Annotated in this window: 13 protein-coding genes; 1 reads left to right on the forward strand and 12 read right to left on the reverse strand. The window is 62.7% G+C overall.

Going from position 1 to position 19,419, the window contains the following annotated elements; genetic code table 11:
• Nucleotides 1-61: 61 nt before the first annotated feature.
• Genes hypE through BLT26_RS08480 form a run of 11 tightly spaced genes read right to left on the reverse strand, consistent with a single transcriptional unit; the run spans nt 62 to nt 10,055 of the window.
• Nucleotides 62-1,099: a hydrogenase expression/formation protein HypE gene (gene hypE, locus BLT26_RS08430; RefSeq protein WP_091512006.1), complete on the reverse strand. Its 1,038-nt coding sequence runs from the start codon at nt 1,097-1,099 to the stop codon at nt 62-64.
• Nucleotides 1,089-2,192, reverse strand: coding sequence for a hydrogenase formation protein HypD (gene hypD, locus BLT26_RS08435; RefSeq protein WP_091512009.1), 1,104 nt, complete (start codon nt 2,190-2,192; stop codon nt 1,089-1,091). Before hypD ends, hypE begins: the two co-directional genes overlap by 11 nt.
• On the reverse strand, nt 2,189-2,479 hold the full coding sequence (locus tag BLT26_RS08440; RefSeq protein WP_091512012.1) for a HypC/HybG/HupF family hydrogenase formation chaperone: 291 nt from the start codon (nt 2,477-2,479) through the stop codon (nt 2,189-2,191). Before BLT26_RS08440 ends, hypD begins: the two co-directional genes overlap by 4 nt.
• Nucleotides 2,470-4,785: a carbamoyltransferase HypF gene (gene hypF, locus BLT26_RS08445; protein WP_217631404.1), complete on the reverse strand. Its 2,316-nt coding sequence runs from the start codon at nt 4,783-4,785 to the stop codon at nt 2,470-2,472. The genes BLT26_RS08440 and hypF overlap by 10 nt, the downstream gene beginning before the upstream one ends.
• On the reverse strand, nt 4,775-5,047 hold the full coding sequence (locus tag BLT26_RS08450; RefSeq protein WP_091512021.1) for a hydrogenase/urease maturation nickel metallochaperone HypA: 273 nt from the start codon (nt 5,045-5,047) through the stop codon (nt 4,775-4,777). The genes hypF and BLT26_RS08450 overlap by 11 nt, the downstream gene beginning before the upstream one ends.
• Nucleotides 5,029-5,514, reverse strand: a complete 486-nt coding sequence (locus BLT26_RS08455; protein WP_091512025.1) for a hydrogenase maturation protease — start codon at nt 5,512-5,514, stop codon at nt 5,029-5,031. The genes BLT26_RS08450 and BLT26_RS08455 overlap by 19 nt, the downstream gene beginning before the upstream one ends.
• A complete protein-coding gene (locus BLT26_RS08460) occupies nt 5,511-6,830 on the reverse strand; it encodes a Ni/Fe hydrogenase subunit alpha (protein WP_091512029.1) in 1,320 nt (439 codons plus the stop codon). The genes BLT26_RS08455 and BLT26_RS08460 overlap by 4 nt, the downstream gene beginning before the upstream one ends.
• A complete protein-coding gene (locus tag BLT26_RS08465) occupies nt 6,817-7,614 on the reverse strand; it encodes an NADH-quinone oxidoreductase subunit B family protein (RefSeq protein WP_091513322.1) in 798 nt (265 codons plus the stop codon). The genes BLT26_RS08460 and BLT26_RS08465 overlap by 14 nt, the downstream gene beginning before the upstream one ends.
• A 37-nt stretch (nt 7,615-7,651) precedes the next feature.
• Nucleotides 7,652-8,458: an FAD/NAD(P)-binding protein gene (locus BLT26_RS08470; RefSeq protein ID WP_245720653.1), complete on the reverse strand. Its 807-nt coding sequence runs from the start codon at nt 8,456-8,458 to the stop codon at nt 7,652-7,654.
• Nucleotides 8,455-8,937, reverse strand: coding sequence for a cyclic nucleotide-binding domain-containing protein (locus BLT26_RS08475; protein WP_091512032.1), 483 nt, complete (start codon nt 8,935-8,937; stop codon nt 8,455-8,457). Before BLT26_RS08475 ends, BLT26_RS08470 begins: the two co-directional genes overlap by 4 nt.
• On the reverse strand, nt 8,937-10,055 hold the full coding sequence (locus BLT26_RS08480) for a 4Fe-4S dicluster domain-containing protein (protein WP_091512036.1): 1,119 nt from the start codon (nt 10,053-10,055) through the stop codon (nt 8,937-8,939). The genes BLT26_RS08475 and BLT26_RS08480 overlap by 1 nt, the downstream gene beginning before the upstream one ends.
• 131 nt (nt 10,056-10,186) lie before the next feature.
• On the opposite strand from BLT26_RS08480, the gene BLT26_RS08485 reads away from it, so the two are divergent.
• A complete protein-coding gene (locus BLT26_RS08485) occupies nt 10,187-10,735 on the forward strand; it encodes a GNAT family N-acetyltransferase (RefSeq protein WP_091512039.1) in 549 nt (182 codons plus the stop codon).
• A 126-nt stretch (nt 10,736-10,861) separates the two neighbouring features.
• Here BLT26_RS08485 and BLT26_RS08490 read toward each other — a convergent pair whose 3' ends face one another.
• The gene (locus tag BLT26_RS08490; protein WP_091512042.1) at nt 10,862-19,369 is read right to left on the reverse strand and encodes a GH36-type glycosyl hydrolase domain-containing protein; all 8,508 of its coding nucleotides are present in this window, start codon (nt 19,367-19,369) and stop codon (nt 10,862-10,864) included.
• Nucleotides 19,370-19,419: the final 50 nt, after the last annotated feature.

Consider the following 19,419-nt stretch of genomic DNA (forward strand, 5'->3'; position numbering starts at 1 on the left):
TGCCGACTGGATTACTCGTGTCGGCAGTGGGCCGGCACCCGAGTCCCCGCCGCTATTGCCCTCAGCAGATCCGCGGTAGCTGCTCGCCCGGCAGCCGGTCCAGCAGCCGCTCGCTGCCAATGGTATTGCGCATTATCACCCGGGGCCTATGCCCCGTGCTGGCCGAGCCGATTACCCTGCTATCGGCGGCGACAGCAGTGCCCTGCAGGATGGCGAGCGCTTCCACGGCGCGGTCGGCGGGAACAAAGGCGATGAATCTGCCCTCGTTCGCCACATAGAGGGGATCCAGCCCCAGTAATTCACAGGCTCCCTGCACCGGTTCCGATACCGGTATGGCGGCCTCCTCTACTACCAGTTCCCTGCCCGCGCTCTCGGCCAGCTCGACGAGTGCTGTGGCGAGACCGCCGCGTGTCAGGTCACGCAGGCAGTGAACGGTAATACCGGCATTGAGCAGGGCCAGTACCGGCTCCGCCAGGGGGGCGCAGTCGCTTCGCAGCGGGCTTTCGAACTCGAGGCCCTCGCGGGTTGCCATCACCGCCATACCGTGGCGACCAATGTCGCCGGACAGCAGGATCAGGTCCCCGGGGGCGATGCGTTCGGGTGCGATGACCTCGCTGTGTTCGAGAACCCCGATGCCGGCGGTGTTGATGTACAGGCCATCGCCCTTACCCCGCTCGACGACCTTGGTATCGCCGGTAACCAGCTGTACACCGGTATCCCTGGCGGCCCGCCCCATGGAGGCCAGGGCGCGGTCCAGGGTCTGCATGGGCAGTCCTTCCTCGAGAATCAGGCTGCAGCTCAAAAAGCGCGGTACAGCCCCGCTCATGGCCAGGTCGTTGACGGTGCCGTAGACCGCGAGTTCGCCGATGTCTCCACCGGGAAAAAACAGCGGCGAAACTACAAAGGAATCGGTTGTGAAGACGATACGCTCGCTACCCGGGCAGAGGGTGGCGCTGTCATGAGCCTGCCGGAGCCACGGGTTGTCAAAGTGCGGGCGGATCAGTTCGCTGATCAGGCGCTGGCTCAGCTCTCCACCGCTACCGTGTCCCACGCGCACGGTCTCGTCGGTAAATACCGGGAGGGGACATTCAGTGTTCATCGACAATCTCCGCCTTCCGGTAACGGTAGTAGGCCGCACAGGCACCTTCGGTCGACACCATCGGCGCGCCCAGCGGGTGCTCGGGTCGGCAGCGCCCGGCAAAATACGGGCATTCCGCCGGTTTCCTGCGTCCCTGCATAATCTCACCGCTGATACAGCCGCTGTCATCCGCCGGCGGTGTTGTTTCATTGGGAAATCTTAGTCTTGCGTCGAACTGCGAGTAAGCGGGGCGTAATCGGAGTCCGCTGTCGGGGATTGCCCCGACCCCGCGCCAATCCTGGTTGTCCACATCAAAGACCTCTTCCACCATTTGTCGTGCCCGCGCATTGCCCGCTTCCTGCACAGTGCGGACATACTGGTTTTCCACGCCGTAATGACCCTGTTCCAGTTGGCGCACGCACAGTAGGATGCCCTCCAGGATGTCCAGCGGCTCAAAACCCGTGACCACGATCGGGATGCGGAACCTCTCGGCCAGGGGCAGGTACTGCCGATAGCCCATGATCGCGCAGACATGGCCCGCTGCCAGGAATCCCTGTACGCGGCAATCCGGGGCCGTGCAGATTGCCTCAATCGCAGGCGGCACCAGAAAGTGCGACACCAGCAGGGAGAAGTTGCGGAGTCCCCTCCGCCGGGCCAGGCAGGCGGCCATCGCATTGGCCGGTGCGGTAGTCTCGAAACCTATGGCGAAGAACACCACCTCGCGCCCGGGGTTGTCCTCCGCAATCTTCACCGCCTGCAGCGGCGAATAAACGGCGCGCACATCGCCCCCGGTCGCCTTTACCGAGAGCAGGTCGCGACTGCTGCCGGGAACCCGGAGCATGTCGCCAAAGGAACAGAAGATAACCTCGGGGCGGGCGGCCAGGTCCAGCGCCCGGTCGATGACCGCCAGGGACGTCACGCAGACGGGACAGCCCGGCCCGTGCACCAGCTCGAGGTCATCCGGGAGCAGCTGCTCCAGCCCGAACTTCACGATCGCGTGGGTCTGTCCGCCGCAGACCTCCATGATGGTCCACGGGCGACTGGCCGTGCGGGCAATTTCATCGGCGATTTTGCTGATAGCCTGCGGATTGCGGTATTCATCGAGATATTTCATTGCTCCGCCCCCTTTTCTTTATGTTGGGCAGGTGGTGCTGCTGGGCCCAGTTCGTGTTCCAGATCGCCGATCTCCGCCAGGTAATCGAATACGCGGCGGGCCTCGGCCTCGTCCACCCGGCTTATCGCGAAGCCCACATGCACGATGACATAATCGCCGACTCCGGCTTCCGGCACGTAAGCGAGGTTGACCTGCTTGCAGATTCCCCCGAAACGAACCACCCCGCTGCGCTCGAGCGGGGCGCTGTCAGTGACCTGCTCGATCTGTCCCGGGATCCCTAGACACATACGCTCCTGCCCTCCGCGGCATCACTTCCGCAGCGTTCCATGCAGCGGGTGTAGTAAATCTGTCCCAGGGCAATGCCCCCGTCGTTTGGTGGTACCAGCCGGTGGCTATGCACCATGAAGCCACGCCCCCGCAGGAGCGCTGATGTGGTCTCTGCCAGGCGCCGGTTCTGGAAGACCCCGCCGGACAGGAATACGTTGTCGATCCCCGCTGCCTCCGCAACCGCCAGCATCATCCGGGCGAGAGTGTTGTGAAAAGCTGCCGCGCGCTCCCCGGTGGTGATACCCCGCCGTTGGTCCTCGAGAAGGGCGTTTACCATCGGCGACCAGTCAAGGACCCTGCCGTTGGCCCCAGCGGTCAGGGCAAAAGGGTAACAGCGCCCTGAGGCAGAGCCCTGGGCCGCATGCTCAACCGCCATCGCTGCCTGGCCCTCAAAGCTGGTGACCTGGCACAGGCCGAGAAGTGCGGCGACGGCGTCGAACAGCCGCCCACCGCTGCTGCAGCGCGGTGCGAGCTCCTCCTTCCCGAGTATCCTGCTGAGATTGCGCCCCTCCTGTGCGGAGAAGTTGCTCTGCAGGAATTCCCGGAGTGCGCCCTGCCCGTCGGGCAATGCGAAAAGAAGCGCGGCCGCCTGGCGCCGTGGCTCGCGGATGGCTGCCTCACCTCCGGGCAAGGGGAACTCCCTCAGGCAGCAAATATGCTTGACCGTTGAGGCTCCGTCCCATTGCAGGAACTCGCTGCCCCGCAGCGTTCCGTCACTGCCAAAGCCGGTACCATCCCAGCAGATTCCCAGCGCAGGCCCGGAATAGCCGTGCTCGGCCATACAGGAAAAGAAATGGGCCACGTGATGTTGCACCCCGGTAGCGCGGGCGCCCTGCTTCAGTACCCACCGGCGGGATACATAACCGGGGTGCAGGTCGCACACCAGTTTGTCGTCAGGGGAGGCACTGCTTTCCCTGAGCCGGGCGATGGTCTGCTCAAAGGCATCCAGGCCGCGACGGTTATCCAGGTCGCCGATATGCTGCGCCAGAAAAACCCGGCGACCGCGTGCGATGGCCGGGCAATTCTTCAGGTCTGCGCCGACGGCGACCAGGTCGACGGCCGGTGCTTCCGGTGGAAGCTCCACCGGTGCAGGCACATAGCCGCGGGCGCGGCGCAGCAGTAAGGGGCCGCCGTCAACCTCGCGCACTACCGAGTCATCCAGGCTGTTCGAAATCCGGCGGTCGTGGGTCAGGAAGATGTCGGCTATGCCCCCCAGCCGGGTGATCGCGTCCGTGTCATCGCTGCACAGTGGCTCCCCTGACAGGTTGCCGCTGGTGCAGACGGCCGGTCTCTGCAGCATGCTCATCAATAGCTGGTGCAGGGGCGAACCGGGAAGCATGACACCGAGGTTCGGGTTGCCCGGTGCAACATTCCCGGCCACGCCCGCCTCCGAACCTGTGCGGCGGGCCAGCAGTACGATCGGCCGCTCCGCGCCGCAAAGGAGCGTTCTTTCCAGCGGGGAGACATGGCACTCGCGCTCTACCAGGCCAATATCCGAGTAGAGTACGGCAAACGGCTTTTCCGGCCGCCGTTTGCGCCGGCGAAGTCGCTCGATGGACGGGCTGCTGGCAGCGTCGACCAGCAGCTGGAACCCGCCGACGCCTTTCAGTGCCAGGATGCCTCCGTCCCTGACCGCATCTGCTGCCCGCTGCAGCGCCTCGTCACCAGTGGCGAGCCGGTTGCCCCGCGTATCGCGCAACATCAGCCGGGGCCCGCAGACCGGACAGGCGATTGGCTCGGCATGGAAGCGCCGGTCCAGGGGATCCGTATATTCCTGCCGACATTCCGGACACAGCACGTAGCCCGCCATCGTTGTATTGGCACGGTCATATGGCAGCTTTGAGACAATGCTGAAGCGCGGCCCGCACTGGGTGCAATTGATGAATGGATAGCGGAAGCGGCGGTTGGCCGGATCTGCCATCTCCCGGAGACACTCATCGCACGGAGCCAGGTCCGGAAGGAGTATTGCTGCGGCTGCTTCACCGCCACGGCTCGTACGGATCGAAAAACCCTTCGCTGGCTTGACCGGTGCAGGCTTTGAGCCGAGGGAGGTGATGCGGGCCCGGGCTGGACTTTCCCTGGTAAGCCGGTGCATGAACTCCCGTATCCCGCTCGGGCTGCCCTGCACCTCCAGTTGTACGCCCCGGCTGTCATTTGCCACCCAGCCGTGCAGGCCGCAGTCATTGGCCAACCGGTAGACAAACGGTCGAAAGCCGACCCCCTGTACCAGGCCGCCGATCTCTATCCGGAGGCGCTCAGTTGTCATGGCCCTGTGCGAACTCCAGACTGTCCAGCACGATTTCCTGCGCCAGCTCGTGGTGGATATCGGGCAGTTCTTCGATTTCCAGCCGCAGGCCCTCCAGGGGGGTGCCGGCTGTCTCATTCTCGAAATGCTCACGCAGGTGTTCGGCGGAGATATGGGCGAGTGCGCCGACGCGAAGCCGGGCGGCGATCGGCGTGCCCTGCTCCTCGCTGGAAATTCCGTGGATCTTCGCCACCAGGTTTCTGATCAGGGAGTGTTCGTGCATTCTGGACCTCCGTGGGGGGTTGCCAACAGTTCAAGGATCTCCATCTCGACACTGGCCGCGGCACTTTTGACGGCGCGTGAGAGAGCCGTGCCGGTAGTAAAATCCGCTCCACAGACGGCAAATATTTCCAGCCGCGCTGGCAATGCACCCACGACCTTTCCCATTTCGAGGGCCTCGGCCAGGTTGAGACCGTGGCTGGAGGTGGTGCACGGACTGGGAGCGACGGCTTCGACCAGCCCATCGAGCCGTATGATGTCGCCGACGGCGTGTCCCTCGGCGATTACCGCATCTACGAGGCAGACCCACCGGCCGCTCCAGTCCTGTAACAGGCGCGGCATGTCGCCGCCGTTCTCTACCAGCGGCACCCTGCCGGCGAACCGTCCCCGCAGGCGATCGAGCACATAGGGACCGACGCCGTCGTCACCGCGGAACCGGCTTCCCAGGCTGATTATCGTCCAGCCGCTCATTGCAACGCCCCCCTGCCCTGCTCGAGGTGTAGCTGCAGGAAATGCGTTGAACAGGAAATACACGGGTCGTAGTTGCGGATCGCCTGTTCACACAGGCCCTGAAGCTGCGCCTCGGGCAAGCGGAGGTACTGCGGTAACAACAGCCGTAGGTCTTCTTCGATGGTTTTCTGGTTCTGGGAGGTGGGCGGCACTATGCGGGCATCGGTGATCTTCCCCGCCTCATCAATACCGTAACGGTGATACAGCAGCCCACGTGGTGCTTCTGTTGCGGCACAGCCTCTTGATGCATACGGTTCGGCCTCCAGGTATGCCTCAGATGGCTGCTGGTAGCTGTCAATCAGGCGCAGTGCCTCGTCGAAGGCATACAATACCTCGAGGCTGCGCACCACGATGCTCTGGAAAGGGTTACCACAGAACCGCGGGAAGCCGATCTCCCCGGCCAGCTGCTTTACCCGTGGCGAGAGGCGGTCGAAATTAAGGTTGTAGCGGGCCATCGGTCCGACGAAATAGGCTCCGCGCTCTTTCAGGACGCACTGCAGTGCATTGCTGTAAGGAACATGCTCTTCCTGAAAATGTTGTTCGTATTCGTGAACGGCGATATCCAGCCCCTTGTTGGACACCACACGGCCCTCATTCATCGGGTATTCATCCGGATGCGACAGCGCCACAAATTCATATGTCTCCTCGCCTGCACGCTCAAACCGGGGAAACGATAGCGAGGCCGCCCAGCGCACCATGTCGGCAGCCATTTCCTGCGCCCGCTCCAGGGTTTCGCGCAGCTTGCCCAGTTCGCCGGGGTCGGGCACGCGATAGAATCCTCCCACTCGCACATTGATGGGGTGGATCTCGCGGCCGCCCAGCAACCGGACGATGGAGTTACCGGCTTTCTTGATCTCAAGTCCGTCCTGGACAATGTTCGGGTGATCCCGGGCCATGGCGACGGCGCTGTCGTAGCCGAGGAAGTCGGGGGCGTGAAGCATGTAAATATGCAGTACGTGGCTCTCGATCCATTCACCGCAGTAAATCAGCCGCCTCAGTGCCCGCAATTCCGGCGTAGGCGCAAGGCCGAGGGCATCTTCCATCGCATGTAGCGCGCTCATCTGGTAGGCCACCGGGCAGATTCCACAGATCCGTGCCGTGATATCGGGTGCCTCCCGGTAGTCGCGCCCGCGCATGAATCCCTCGAAAAAACGTGGTGGCTCGAAGATCTTCAGCTTCACGTCATGCACGCCACTGTCATCATAGCGGATGTAGAGTGCCCCCTCGCCTTCCACCCGGGCGAGGTAGTCGACCTTGATGGTCTTACTCTTTCCCATCGTCCGCCTCCTGGCGCCGGCTTTCCGCCGCAAAGGCCGGTGCGGCCGCATTGAAGTTGCGCAGGTTTTCCACCAGCGTGACCCTGTCAGTGCCCAGCTCTTCCTGCCACCAGTGACTGAGGGATGCTGTATTCGGATTTTCTTTGGGACCGTAGCAACCATAGCAACCACGGTTGTATGCGGGACAGACAGCGCCGCAACCCGCATGGGTCACCGGTCCCATGCAGGGAGTACCGTGGGCGACCCAGACACAGACGTTGCCACGGAGTTTGCACTCGATACACACCGAGTGAGCCGGGACCTGCGGAGGACGGCGATGGAGGAAAGCGCTGATCACCTCCAGTAGTTGTCGCTTGTTGATCGGGCACCCCTGCAGCTCGAAATCCACGGGCACATGCGCACTAATGGGCGTGGACGTCTCCAGTGTGTTGATATATTCCGGCCGCGCGTAGACCACCGCGGTGAATTCCTTTACGTCGCCAAAGTTGCGCAGTGCCTGAATGCCGCCGGCTGTGGCGCAGGCACCAATAGTGACCAGTGCACGGGATTGCTCCCGGACCTCCCTGATCCGGACCTCGTCTTCTGCCGTGGTGATCGAGCCCTCTACCAGGGAGAGGTCGTAGGGGCCCTTCACCTGGCGGCTGCTGGCTTCCATGAAATACGCAATGTCGATCGCATCGGCCAGCTGTAACAGCTCGTCCTCGCAGTCCAACAGGCTCAACTGGCAACCGTCGCAGGATGCAAACTTCCACACTGCCAGCTTTGGCTTACCGGGCTTCCCCATTTCGCCTGACTCCATTTACCCGGCCGTGCCAGATCGCTCACAGTGCCGGAATCTGCCACCATCCGCGGATATCGCTATACCGGAAAACCGGGCCGTCGCGGCAGATAAAGTTGGGCCCCCACTGGCAGTGGCCGCAGTGACCGGTGGCGCATTTCATGTTGCGCTCCATCGACAGGTAAATATTGGCGGGCGATATGCCCTTGCCCATAAGAAGCTGGACACAGAAGCGCATCATGATTTCCGGTCCGCAGATAAAGGCCACGGTATGCTGCGGATCCAGTTGAGCTGTCGACAGTGGCGCGGTTATCACGCCCACACGGCCGGGCCAGTTGACATCAGCATGGTCCACTGTTGCCACCACTTCCAGTGCGCGACCCCACTGCTCCAGTTCGGACCGGTACAAAACCTCGGCGGGCCGCCGAGCTCCATAGAACAGCCGCACCGAATGCACGTTCATTGAGCCCTGGAGCTGTGCGTAGATGATCGGCCTCAGCGGAGCCAGGCCGAGCCCACCGGCAATCACCAGGAGCTCACGGCCGGCCAGGCGGGCCACCGGCCAGCCGTTGCCAAAGGGCCCCCGCAAGCCAAGCGTGTCACCCTCGCGCAGGCGTTCCAGCGCGCGGGTGACAGCACCCTGGGCACGGATGGTGTGCACCAGCCCCGGCGTGTCAGCGGTGCCACTGGAAGATATTGGCACCTCACCCGCCCCGAAGGCGTAGAGCATGTTGAACTGGCCCGGTCGGAGACTTACGACCTCCTCCCGGGCTCCTGGCAACAGGGAGAGGGTGAAAGTCCCCGGCATCTCCTCGATCCGGCGCTCGATGCGATAGACGGCAGGGATCAACTCGAGCCCTCCGCCGGGCCCGGGCGCTCGCCGTAAATGTCCAGCAATTGCAGCCGCGTCGCCTGCAGGCGCTCGGTCATGATGCGCGCGAAACGTTTCATCAGCTCGTAGCCGAGCTCCGGCTCCGCCTCGCACTTGCCTCGCAGGCAGCGGCCATCAAGCTGGATAGCCTGCACGCTATCCACCGCTCGGGCATCGAATGTCCACTGGTAGGGAGGGAACAGCCACGACCAGCCGAAAATATCCCCCTCGTGCAGGGTCTGCAGGCACAGGGGGCCGCTGTTGGGTAACTGTATTTCCACGGCGACACACCCCCGCCTGATCAGGAAAAAATAGTCCGCCGGCATGTTTTCGCGGGCGATATACTCACCCGGCCTGTACTGGACTTCAACGCCACAACCACCGATGGTGCGCAAATGGGCGTCAGCAATGTCACGGAAAAAGGTGTGTTGGCGTAATAGCTCTTCGATATCTTCCATCAGCCCTCCAACCGCCTCACCCGCTCGACTTCCTCGGTAATATCGATCCCCACCGGGCACCACGCGATACAGCGCCCACAGCCGACACAGCCCGAGGTGCCAAACTGGTCGTGCCAGGTGGCCAGTTTGTGGGTGATCCACTGGCGGTAACGCGAGCGGGTATCGGCGCGCACGGGACCACCGGTGAGATGACTGAAGTCGGCGGTGAAGCAGGAATCCCAGCGCTCCCAGCGCTCTGCATGGTCCCCGGACAGGTCGGTCGTATCCTCGACCGTGGAGCAGAAACAGGTAGGGCACGCCATGGTGCAGTTGGCACAGGACAGGCAGCGCTCCGCAACCTGATCCCAGGCAGGGCTCTCAAAGTTGCGGTACAACAATGCCTTTAGGTCTGAGCTGTCAAAACTGCGGGGACCGGCTTCCACCTGCTGTCGCACGCGCTCCACGGCAGCAGCGGCCTGTCGGAGCTGCCTGGCTGTGGCAGCCTCTACCGGTATCTGGTGGAGGATATCCTCGCCTCTTGCAGAGCCGGCACGGATGAGGAAATAGTGTTCCGTGTCATGTATCACCTCGGTCATGACCAGGTCGGCGGGGAGGGATACTTCCGGGCCGGTATTCATGGAGGTGCAAAAGCAGGTCGGGGCCGCCGTTGCACACTCGACGGCGGCGATGAACAACTTTTCCCGCCGCCCGGCATAGCTTTCATTGCGAAAACGGTTGTCGACAAATACTCGGTCCTGGATCGCAATTGCGTGCAGTTCACAACTGCGCACGCCAAGAAAGGCCATCGCCGGTGCGTCCTCCACCACTGCTTCGATCTGCATCGCATGAGCGGCCTTCTGTGCCCGCCACACCGGCCGGCGGGGTTGTTGCAGGAATTTCTTCCAGGAATGTGGTCCTGCGTTGTAGCCGAAAAATGCATCATCCTCGCGCCGCCTCACCCGGTAACGGCCTTTTTCCTGTTCGTCGGTCCACCCGCGGGGCAGCTGGTCGGCAGCGGTTATTTCGCAGTACAGGATCGCGCCGTCCTGGAGCCTCGGGCCAACCAGTTGGAAGCCATGTTGGCGTATTGCCTGGATCAATTGGTCCAGGTGGCAAGCCTCGAGAATGAATGATTGCATATATGCTGTGCCTCACCGCGGATCAGCTGCGCCTAAATACGCTACTCCATTGGGCGGTATCGGTGACAAAGATCTATCATTGACCGAGATTCTAGAGACCGCACGCCAACACTGAGAGGAGGCTGGTGACAATGTCCGAAGACAAACACCGCGGAGACTATTCGCAGCCCGTTACAGTCGAACTCCGCGACGGACAGGTAGTGAAGATTCGCCCGATGACCCGGGATGACAAGGAACTGGAGCGCGAATTCATTACCAACCTGTCGCCGGAATCCCGGCACGAGCGCTTTCTCGGTGGCGTCGGTAAGCCGAGCGAGAGGATGCTCGACCAGCTGACAGACATCGACCACGACCTGCGCGAGGCGTTTATCGCCACCATTCCCGGCGTCGCCGGTGAAACGGAGATCGGGGTGTCCCGCTACGCCCTGGAGCCGGAGCGCAAGGTTGCCGAGTGCGCGGTCGTCGTGGCTGACGACTGGCAGAAGAAGGGGCTGGGCACGGTCCTGCTGAATCGGCTGGTGGAGACCGCCCGCACTCGCGGCATCCAACGCCTGTATTCAGTCGACTCGGCGCAAAATCACAAGCTCCAGGAGGTGGCCCGCGCGATGGGATGGGAATGCCACACAGATCCACATGATTCCGCCCAGGTGATTTACAGCTTCGACCTGGGCGTCGGTTGAAGCCGGACGTTGGTTGAAGAGAGTACTGATGACCCGCCCCATCGGGGCGGGCTGCTGGCAGGTCATTAACGATTGCCCGCCGGGAGTGCACCGCCGGCACTCAGGCTCGGCGTGAACCTGCGCGCATCACTCGCGCACCGCTTCTGAGACGGGTTCGAACACGGCAGTTACCCGATGCCTTTCGCCATCATCCACCAGTGGCACGCGCTTTCCCGCGCAGCCCTCACCGTCCAGTGTCAATTCGGACAGGTTTTCCGGACAACCACCGCAATTTTGCACCTCAACGTCATAAGAGCTACGGCCAAAGCGCAATGATACGCGATAGGAGTTCCACGCCCTTGGAAGGCAGGGGTGTATCTCCAGGCTGTCGCCGTTAAGGATCCTCAGGCCCAGCAGTGCTTCCAGCGCCCCGCGGTAAAGCCAGCCAGCGGCGCCGGTGTACCAGGTCCAGCCACCGCGGCCCACATGGGGGGGGACCCCGTAGACGTCGCCGGCCAGGACGTAGGGCTCAGTCCGGTAGGTGGCCATGCTCTCCGGGTCTGCGCTGTGGGTGATTGGATTCAGGTAGCTGAACAACTGGTGCGCCCTCTCCCCCTGCCCCAGCGCGGCGGCGGCCCACACCGCCCAGGTGGCACCGTGGGTGTACTGTCCCCCGTTCTCACGGATTCCCGGGGGATAGCCCTTGATATAACCCGGGTCCTTCTTGGTGCGATTGAACGGCGGAGCGAGCAGCAGGACTTCCCGCGCCTCCTCGCTAAGCAGGTGCTCGTAGACTGACTCCATTGCCTTTCGCGCCCTGTCGGTTGCCTCGTCCTGGGACAGGACAGCCCATGCCTGCGCGATCAGGTCGATCTTGCACTCGCTATTCTGCCTGGAGCCGACTGGCGTGCCGTCATCGTAATACGCCCTCCGGTACCAGGCACCATCCCAGCCGTTCTCCTCTACCTGGCTGCGGAAATTCTCACCCAGCTGGCGGTAGTACTCTGCCAGCGCATTGTCACCGATATATTCACACAGGGGGGCCATGTCGCGGCAAACCCGCAAGAGGAACCAACCCAGCCAGACGCTCTCCCCGCGGCCTGTGGTACTGATCCGGTTGAAACCGTCGTTCCAGTCGCCATTGCCGATTACCGGCAGCCCGTGCGGGCCGACCGCGCTGGCGCGCTCAATCGCCCGGCAGCAGTGCTCATACAGGGAACCGGCCTCTTCGCTGGTTTCGAATTCTGCGTAACGTTCGTGTTCGTCTGTCCGCAGCGGGGGAGCCTGCAGGTAGGGGACGGATTCCCTCAGAATCTCGAAATCACCCGTGGCTCGGATGTACCGCGCGGTGACGTATGGGAGCCACAGCATGTCGTCAGAGCAACGCGTCCGCACCCCACGCATGGGTCTCTCGTGCCACCAGTGCAATACGTCGCCGTCCTGGAACTGGCGCGAGGCCGCACGCAGGATATGCCCGCGCGTCCACTCCGGATGTGTCCATACCAGAGCCAGCACATCCTGTAGCTGGTCGCGAAAGCCGAAGGCCCCGCTGGACTGGTAGAACCCGGTGCGGGCCCAGAGGCGGCTGCAAAGGGTCTGGTAGGGTAGCCAGCGGTTGACCAGCAACTCCATGGCCCGGTCTGGAACCTGTATCTGCACCCCGCCGAGAAAATCGTCCCAGAATTTTTCGACCTCGATGCCCGATGCCTCGGCGCGCTCTGGCTGCCTGAATTCCCCCGCAAGCGTGATAGCCTGCTTCCTGTCCTTGCCCTCTCCCATCACAAAATACACTGAGGAGGTCGCACCGGCAGCCAGGTCGATATGTACCTGGTAGGCGGCACAGGGGTCTGTGCCGCACTGCACCCGCCCCGACAACCCGATGCGGAAGAGGGCCTCCGGCGAATCGGGCCCTCCCGACCTGCCCATGAACTCATAACGGTCAGTGGTCAGCCCGTGGGGCGGAAGGCTGGCAGTGAGAAACGCGACGCCGGGCTTGGTGGCCGGAACAAAAGTATTGCGTGCCAGTAAAGCGCTGCTGCGGGGCTCGAACTCACTTACGAGGTGTGGCCAACTGTCGGACCGAGTGAGGCCCATGACCCACTCCACATAACAGGTTGCGGTCAGGCGGCGGGGCCTGTCCCAGCAATTTTTCAGGGTCAGCCGCCCTATCTTGACGGGTGCCTTGCGGTCAACAAAGACCCGCCACGACTGCTGCAACCCATGACTGTGGTGCCGGTATTCGGTGTAGCCGGCGCCGTGGCGCACCTGATATGCAGCGTCGGCCGGTCTCGGGGCCGGCGTGGGGCTCCAGACTTCGGCGGTCTCCTCGTCGCGAAGGTAAAGTAACTCGCCACTCGGGTCCCGCACCGGGTCGTTGTTCCACGCTGTCAGGCGGTGTTCACCGCTGTTTCCGTTCCAGGTGCAACAGGAACCACTTTCAGATACCAGGCAACCGAAATAAGGGTTGGCGATGACGTTGGCCCAGGGTGCGGGCGGACGCTGCCCGCGCTCGAGTTGGATGACATACTCGCGGCCGTCTGCGCTGAAACCACCCAGGCCATTGTCGAACAGCAGGTCTGCGGGACGTTGCAGCTCAGGTGTGGGTTGCACGCTGTAGTCTGCAGCGCGCACCGGCACGAAGGGCGGCAGCGGCTGCAATTGGGTGGCTATCGCTCCCGCTGCCCTTTCCAGCTGGGAAGCCACGGGACCCGCTCCGGAGTCCAGCAGCACCCGCGCGCTCGCCAGCAGACGGATCCGGTCTGCCCCCGGCAGCTCCGTGCCGGCCACCATTATCACCGCACCGGCGAGTTCCCGCGAGAGGCGACCACGGACGTCGGTGATCAGCGCCTGCAAGTGATCGCGGGTCTGTTGCGCGTAGCCGGCGGATTCCTCATCCAGGAGCACGAGGTCAACGGCGATGCCACGGCCGGACCAGTAGGCATGCGCCTGCAGTACCTGTTCCGCGAAGGCTATATCCGTTTCTTTGCGGATTTGCGCAAGCAGTATGGGGTTGTCGCCGGATATGCCCCGACTCCAGAGCATGGACTGGATATGGCGCCCACGGGCCAGCACACGCGACGACGCACGAACCGCGGCGGATGGCGCCAGTACTGCTGACAGCAGGTCGCCCATCCAGTGCACGTCACCTGCCGCAATGCGCAGGCTGCGCAGCTCGTGTTCGGATTGCATGCGCGCAAGGTCAAAGATCCACCTCACCTTCGGGAGGGAACGGTAGGAACGGATGGCGGACAGCAACTCTCGCCGTGACCTGCTCACCCCGGTCAGGTAGACCACCTCGATCTCCGAATGGGGGGGGATGACAACCTCTTGCGCGGAGCCGATCACCGGGTCCAGAACCGGTCCGGTGGTGCCGCTGAAGCCCGCCAGGCCCGCCTCCACCGCCTGGGGCCGGGCCGGTGATCCCCACCGGCCAAGGAAGCGTGTCCGGTCGGTTTCCCAACCGAGTTGATGCTCTACGCCGGGCTGCACCATCACGCAATGCGCGAGGTAAACGGGCTTTTCCGCGCTGCCCCGGGGGCGGCGCCGGTAGAGCATTGCCTGGTCGTCCGGCAGGTACTGGCTCTCCACAAAGAGCTTGGCAAACGCTGGGTGGCGCCGGTCGTCCTGCTCGGGCGCCAGCACCACCTCGGCATAGTCAGCCAGCAGGAGTCGGCGCTCCCGGTCACTCTCATTCTTTACCAGCAGTCTCCGCGCCTGGATATCGTGCTGGGAACTGAGCGCCATATGCATGCGGCAGAACAGCTGTGACCGTCGACGCTGCAGTTCGACGCTGTGTGGAGCGAAATTTGCGTCGCAGCCCCCGCCATCGCCGCAGGGTGCCAGTCCCAATGAAAACTGCTCGCCGCTGTCCAGGTCCCGCACATAGTTCCAATGGCCCCACTGATGGCGTGTCGGGTCCGGTTGCCAGCGGGTGACGGCGATATCGTGCCAGTAGCTGCCGCCGGCGCCATCGGCTGCCTGTACAAGCGTGTAGTGGCCGTTGGACAGCAGGTTGTACCGGGGAGAGGGGCTTGCGGGGTCGACCCGGCGATACTCCAGGGCCACTTCGGCGTGAAACCGGCGGGCGACACCTGGCCGTCGCCACCCCTTGAGCACTGGAGGCGCGGAAGGCACGCGTTCATGCAACAGCGGCGCCAGGGCCTGGATCCGGGCATCACGGTGAAAACGCCCCACCATGATGTCCTGGTGCAGGAAGTTATTCAGTGCCAGCAGGATCATGCCCTGGTGATGGCTCATGTAAGAGCGCACGATACGTGCCCGCCGGGGAACCGGCCGGGCCGTCTGGCCGAAATCAATCGCTTCGTAAAAGCCGAACTGGCCCTCACCGCCAATCTCACGCAACTTGCGCAGGTTTTCCACTACCGCGGCAGCACGAAATGGCAGCGCCATCACCGATGAATAGGGAGATACCACCAGCCGCTCTCCCAGGTCACGACGGAATCCCAGACCCGGCACGCCAAAAGCCCGGTACTGGTAATGAAGGTGGCTGTCGAGCTCATAATAACCTGACTCGGCGATGCCCCATGGCAAACTGAAGCGATCGGCAAAGTCCCGGTGGGCATCGATCGCATTGCTGCACGCCCGGCCCATGAGGCTGTTCTCCGGGGTCTGCATCAAGAGCCGTGGCATGAGGTATTCAAACAGGGTCGCGCTCCAGGACATGAGCACCACCCTTCCCTGCAGTCGCCGGAAGGGCCGCTCCAGATGACGCCAGTGACGGGCCGGTATATCGCCCTTGGCCATGGCGATAAATCCACTCAGGCGCGATTCAGAGGCGAGCAAGTCATAATAATTCGGATCCAGGGCGGCGCCGGTGACGTTGTAGCCGATATGGAACAGGTGACGCTCGCGATCAAACAGGAAAGCGAAATCCATCTCATCGACCCAACGCCGCGCCCGGTGTGCAAGTCGTTCCAGGTCCGAGCTGTATTCGGCGGCATTCTTGCGCGCGGTCTCCAGGGCATCCCGCAAACCCTGGATCCACGCGCTGGCCTCTTCACGCTGCTGCTGCGCTAGCTTATGTGACGCATCTTGCAGTCGTGCAAGCGCAACTTCTGCGACCGCACAGATTCCGGGCATGGCCGCCAGTGAGATCGCGCTATGGAACCCTTCTGCGAGTGAATTAAAACATTTCCCGGCGTCGGTGCCCGGATCCCGGCATGCCTCAGGCGGCGCCTGCAGGAATTGTTGCCAGGGCTCGAGGTTTTCCTGGTAGCGCCGCGCAGCGAGCGCCTGGTGATGCAGTTCATCCAGCCAGCGGCGTAGCCGCCCGAGGGCCTCGGCACTGAAGTTCCTCTCGTCGTCCTCGATAAGCCGGAGCATGCGCTTTTGCAGCGCTGGTAGTTCCTGTTCCTGGATTACCTCGATGGCCTGTAACCAGTGGCCCTCGTCGGCTCGCGATTGCAGGTCCTTGCACAACAAATCAATTTCCCGGGATACCTCACACATTTCCGCAGTTGCGGAATCGCTCTCGGCCGGAGTCAGGGTTTGCCCGATTACCCCGAGGGTGTCCGCAATCCCCAGCACCAACCGTCCCCCACCGAGGGGCTCCGCCTGCAGTTGCTCCAGCCCCTGGGCCAATGCCAGAAGGCTGGCAGCGAGGTTGCCGCTGTCTACCGTGGAGACATAGCGAGGGTCAAGCGGACGGAGCTCCCGGGTCTCGTACCAGTTGAGAAAATGCCCCCGGTACCGTTCGAGACCGCGCATGCGTTCGAAGCTGTTGTTCAGCCGCGCCAGCAGCATTGTGAGGTCGAGGTAACCGAAATCGTAGGCGCTCAGGATGCTCAGCAGCCCCAGCCCGATATTAGTGGGCGAGGTCCGCCGTGCCAGTACCGCCAGCGGCTCCTCCTGGAAGTTATCCGGTGGAAGCCAGTGATCGTCCGGGCCCATGAAATGCTCGAAGAAAAACCATGTGCGCCGTGCGAGAAGGTGCAGCTCACGCGTGTCTTCCTCATCCAGTCGATGGGATTCAATCGGCCGCGACCGGTTAGTCCAGGCGATCAGCTGTGGCGAGCACAGCCAGCCCAGTAAAAACGGCGCGGCTACCAGCAGGTTGATCGGAGCCGTGATTGAAACGACGGTGGTAGCGCCTATCGCCAGGAGGGGGGTAGTCCAGAGCTCCCGCCAGGCGCGATTAACGTGTGACGACGAAGACAGGGCCCGGTTTACCTGCGCCGCAGAAGTCCACTCCAGGAGCTTCCGGTGGGAGATGAATAACCTGAAGAGAGTGCGTCCGATGGCATCCAGAGAATTGAGGGCCTGTGCCGGAAGAAGCACCAGGGAGAGGCCGGTATGCAGTATCCGCTGGCGCAGCTGGCCCAGCGCGCTGCGGAGGTGATAAGGCACCCGCCGCGGGGCCCCCACACTGCGCCACAGCAGGGACAGGAATTCCAGCCATACCGGCGACGCGGCCACCAGGATTGTAGCCAGGGTCCAGGCCCAGGCGCTGCCCGGTAGCCAGCCACTCCAGGCCATCAGCAGTAGCGCCAGCAGGCAGGGCGGCTCAAGGCTCCGGCGCAGGTTATCGGCTATTTTCCAGCGATGAATCGCCGGTAGCGGGTTTGCCACTTTGCGCTTTCCCGCAGCCGGCACCCGCTGCCCAAGCCATGCTAATAGCTGCCAGTCGCCCCTGATCCAGCGATGCGAGCGTCGCAACAGGGCGAAGGCACTGGGTGGGTATTGCTCGTAAAAGACGGTATCCGATAACAGGGCTGCCCCACCAATCGCCCCTTCGAGCAGGTCGTGGCTGAGTACAGCATTTTCCGGAAGGCGGCCGGCCAGGGTACGGGAAAAAACTTTCGGGTCGTATATCCCCTTGCCGGCGAAAATGGCCTCTCCAAAAAGATCCTGATAGGCATCGGATACGGCATGGGTATAAATATCGACGTTGCGATCCCCGGCAAAAACCCCCGTAAATACTGTGTCGACAGAACTGGTGGGGTCGACCTCCAGCCGCGGTTGCAGAAAGCCATAGCCATTGATTACCCGCTGTTCGTCGGCGTCTACCTCGGCACGGTTGAGCGGGTGGGCTATGGCTCCAACAAGGCGTTGGGCCGTGCCGGCAGGCATCTGGCTGTCGGCATCCAGGGTAATGACATATGCGATGTTTCGCAGCAACTCCCTGTTACCGTGGCAGAAGGTAAAACTGTGGCCATCCTCGCCCTGCAACAGCCGATTGAACTCGACCAGCTTCCCCCGTTTACGCTCCCACCCCATCCAGCGGCCCTCCGCCGGGTTCCATCGCCGTTCTCGGTGAAGCAGTAAAAATGGAGCCCTGCCGTCGCTATTCGCATAGCGTTCGTTGAGGGTATCAAGTGAAGCGCGTGCGGCATGGAGTAGTGTGTCGTCGCCATCGACACGCTGTGCGTCCGCATCGGCAAAATCACCAAGCACGGCATATACAAGGTTGGCATCGGTATTATTGAGGTAATTCATTTCGAGACAGTCGAGGATTCTCTGCATGTCCTCTATGTCTGCGAATAAAACCGGCATAACCACGACGGTGCGACAGGTATCCGGTATACCTTCGCGAAAATCCAGTTTTGGCAACCTGTGTGGCGGTAGCATGTGGGTGATGATGCCGTTGACCATTGCCAGGGATACGCCCAGCAGGGGTACCGAGCTCAGTACTGCCACTAACAACATCAAAGCCGGCCCCGCGTCCTTCCCAAGCAGGAATCCAGCGAGGACGACGAGTACTGGTGCGGAGAAAGTGGCCAACCCGAAAAAGTACACGGTCGTTGCCCTTTGCAGGGCCCCCTGTCGCAGCCGGTCCCGTAAGCGAGGGCGGTATCCAACTGCACTCTCCAGCTGCGGGCGCCCGTCGCCCACGAGGTAATAACCGATGTGGCCTGTCCGGCTATCACTTGGCCCGGCCTCACTGAGGGCGAGCGCCTGTCGGGCTACGTGCTGCTCTGTTCTGTCGCTGCCGCGTGCGAGTTCTTCGACTACCTTGCGGTAACCGTCGCGCGAATCGAAATCCATCCGCGTGTAGGCGCCGGCCGGATCGGCTTGAAGTACCTGTTCGATGCAGCTGAGGGATTCGACAAATTCCCGCCAGTCGTGGGTGCGTAACTCTCGCAGGCTGATAATGACGCTGGCGATCTGGACGCTGTGGGGGTCATCGTTCTCCCCTGCCCCCTGCCGCGACTTGTTTGCGAGCGCGAGTTTTGCGAACTCCGCCAGCTGCTCCAGCAGCGCGAGCCGCAAGAGCGCGGGCAGTGCCCAGAGCTCGCCGGTGGACAGGCTCGCCTCGGACTGGTACTCACCCAGTTGCTGGCGCACGGATGCCAGGTCCAGCGGCTGGCTGATACCTGCCACGAGTGCCTCGGCCACAGCGCGCACTCGCAGGCCAACCTGTCCCGTACCGAGGCTGATTGCCGGCAATTGCCTCAAATAGGCGGGGGGCAGGGACTCTCTTACCAGCTCCAGTGCTTCCTGGACTATGTGGCGATTATCAAGGAGCCACTCCTCACTCCGGCTACCCTTCTCACCGGCCTCGATACGTGCAGAGAGTTGCCGGTAAAGCAGCTGGAAGTTCCGTTCAAGCTCCTTGAGCCTGCTATCGAGTCGGTAACGGCGTCCCGCACGAACAGTGTGGCGGTGATGTTGGGCAAGTGTCGCTATCGCTTCCATGTTCTACAGTTCTATGCCGCGGGAGGCCGTATCCGTGCCTGGGGGGCGCG

Origin of the sequence: Microbulbifer yueqingensis (genome assembly GCF_900100355.1) — a bacterium.
GTDB lineage: Bacteria > Pseudomonadota > Gammaproteobacteria > Pseudomonadales > Cellvibrionaceae > Microbulbifer > Microbulbifer yueqingensis.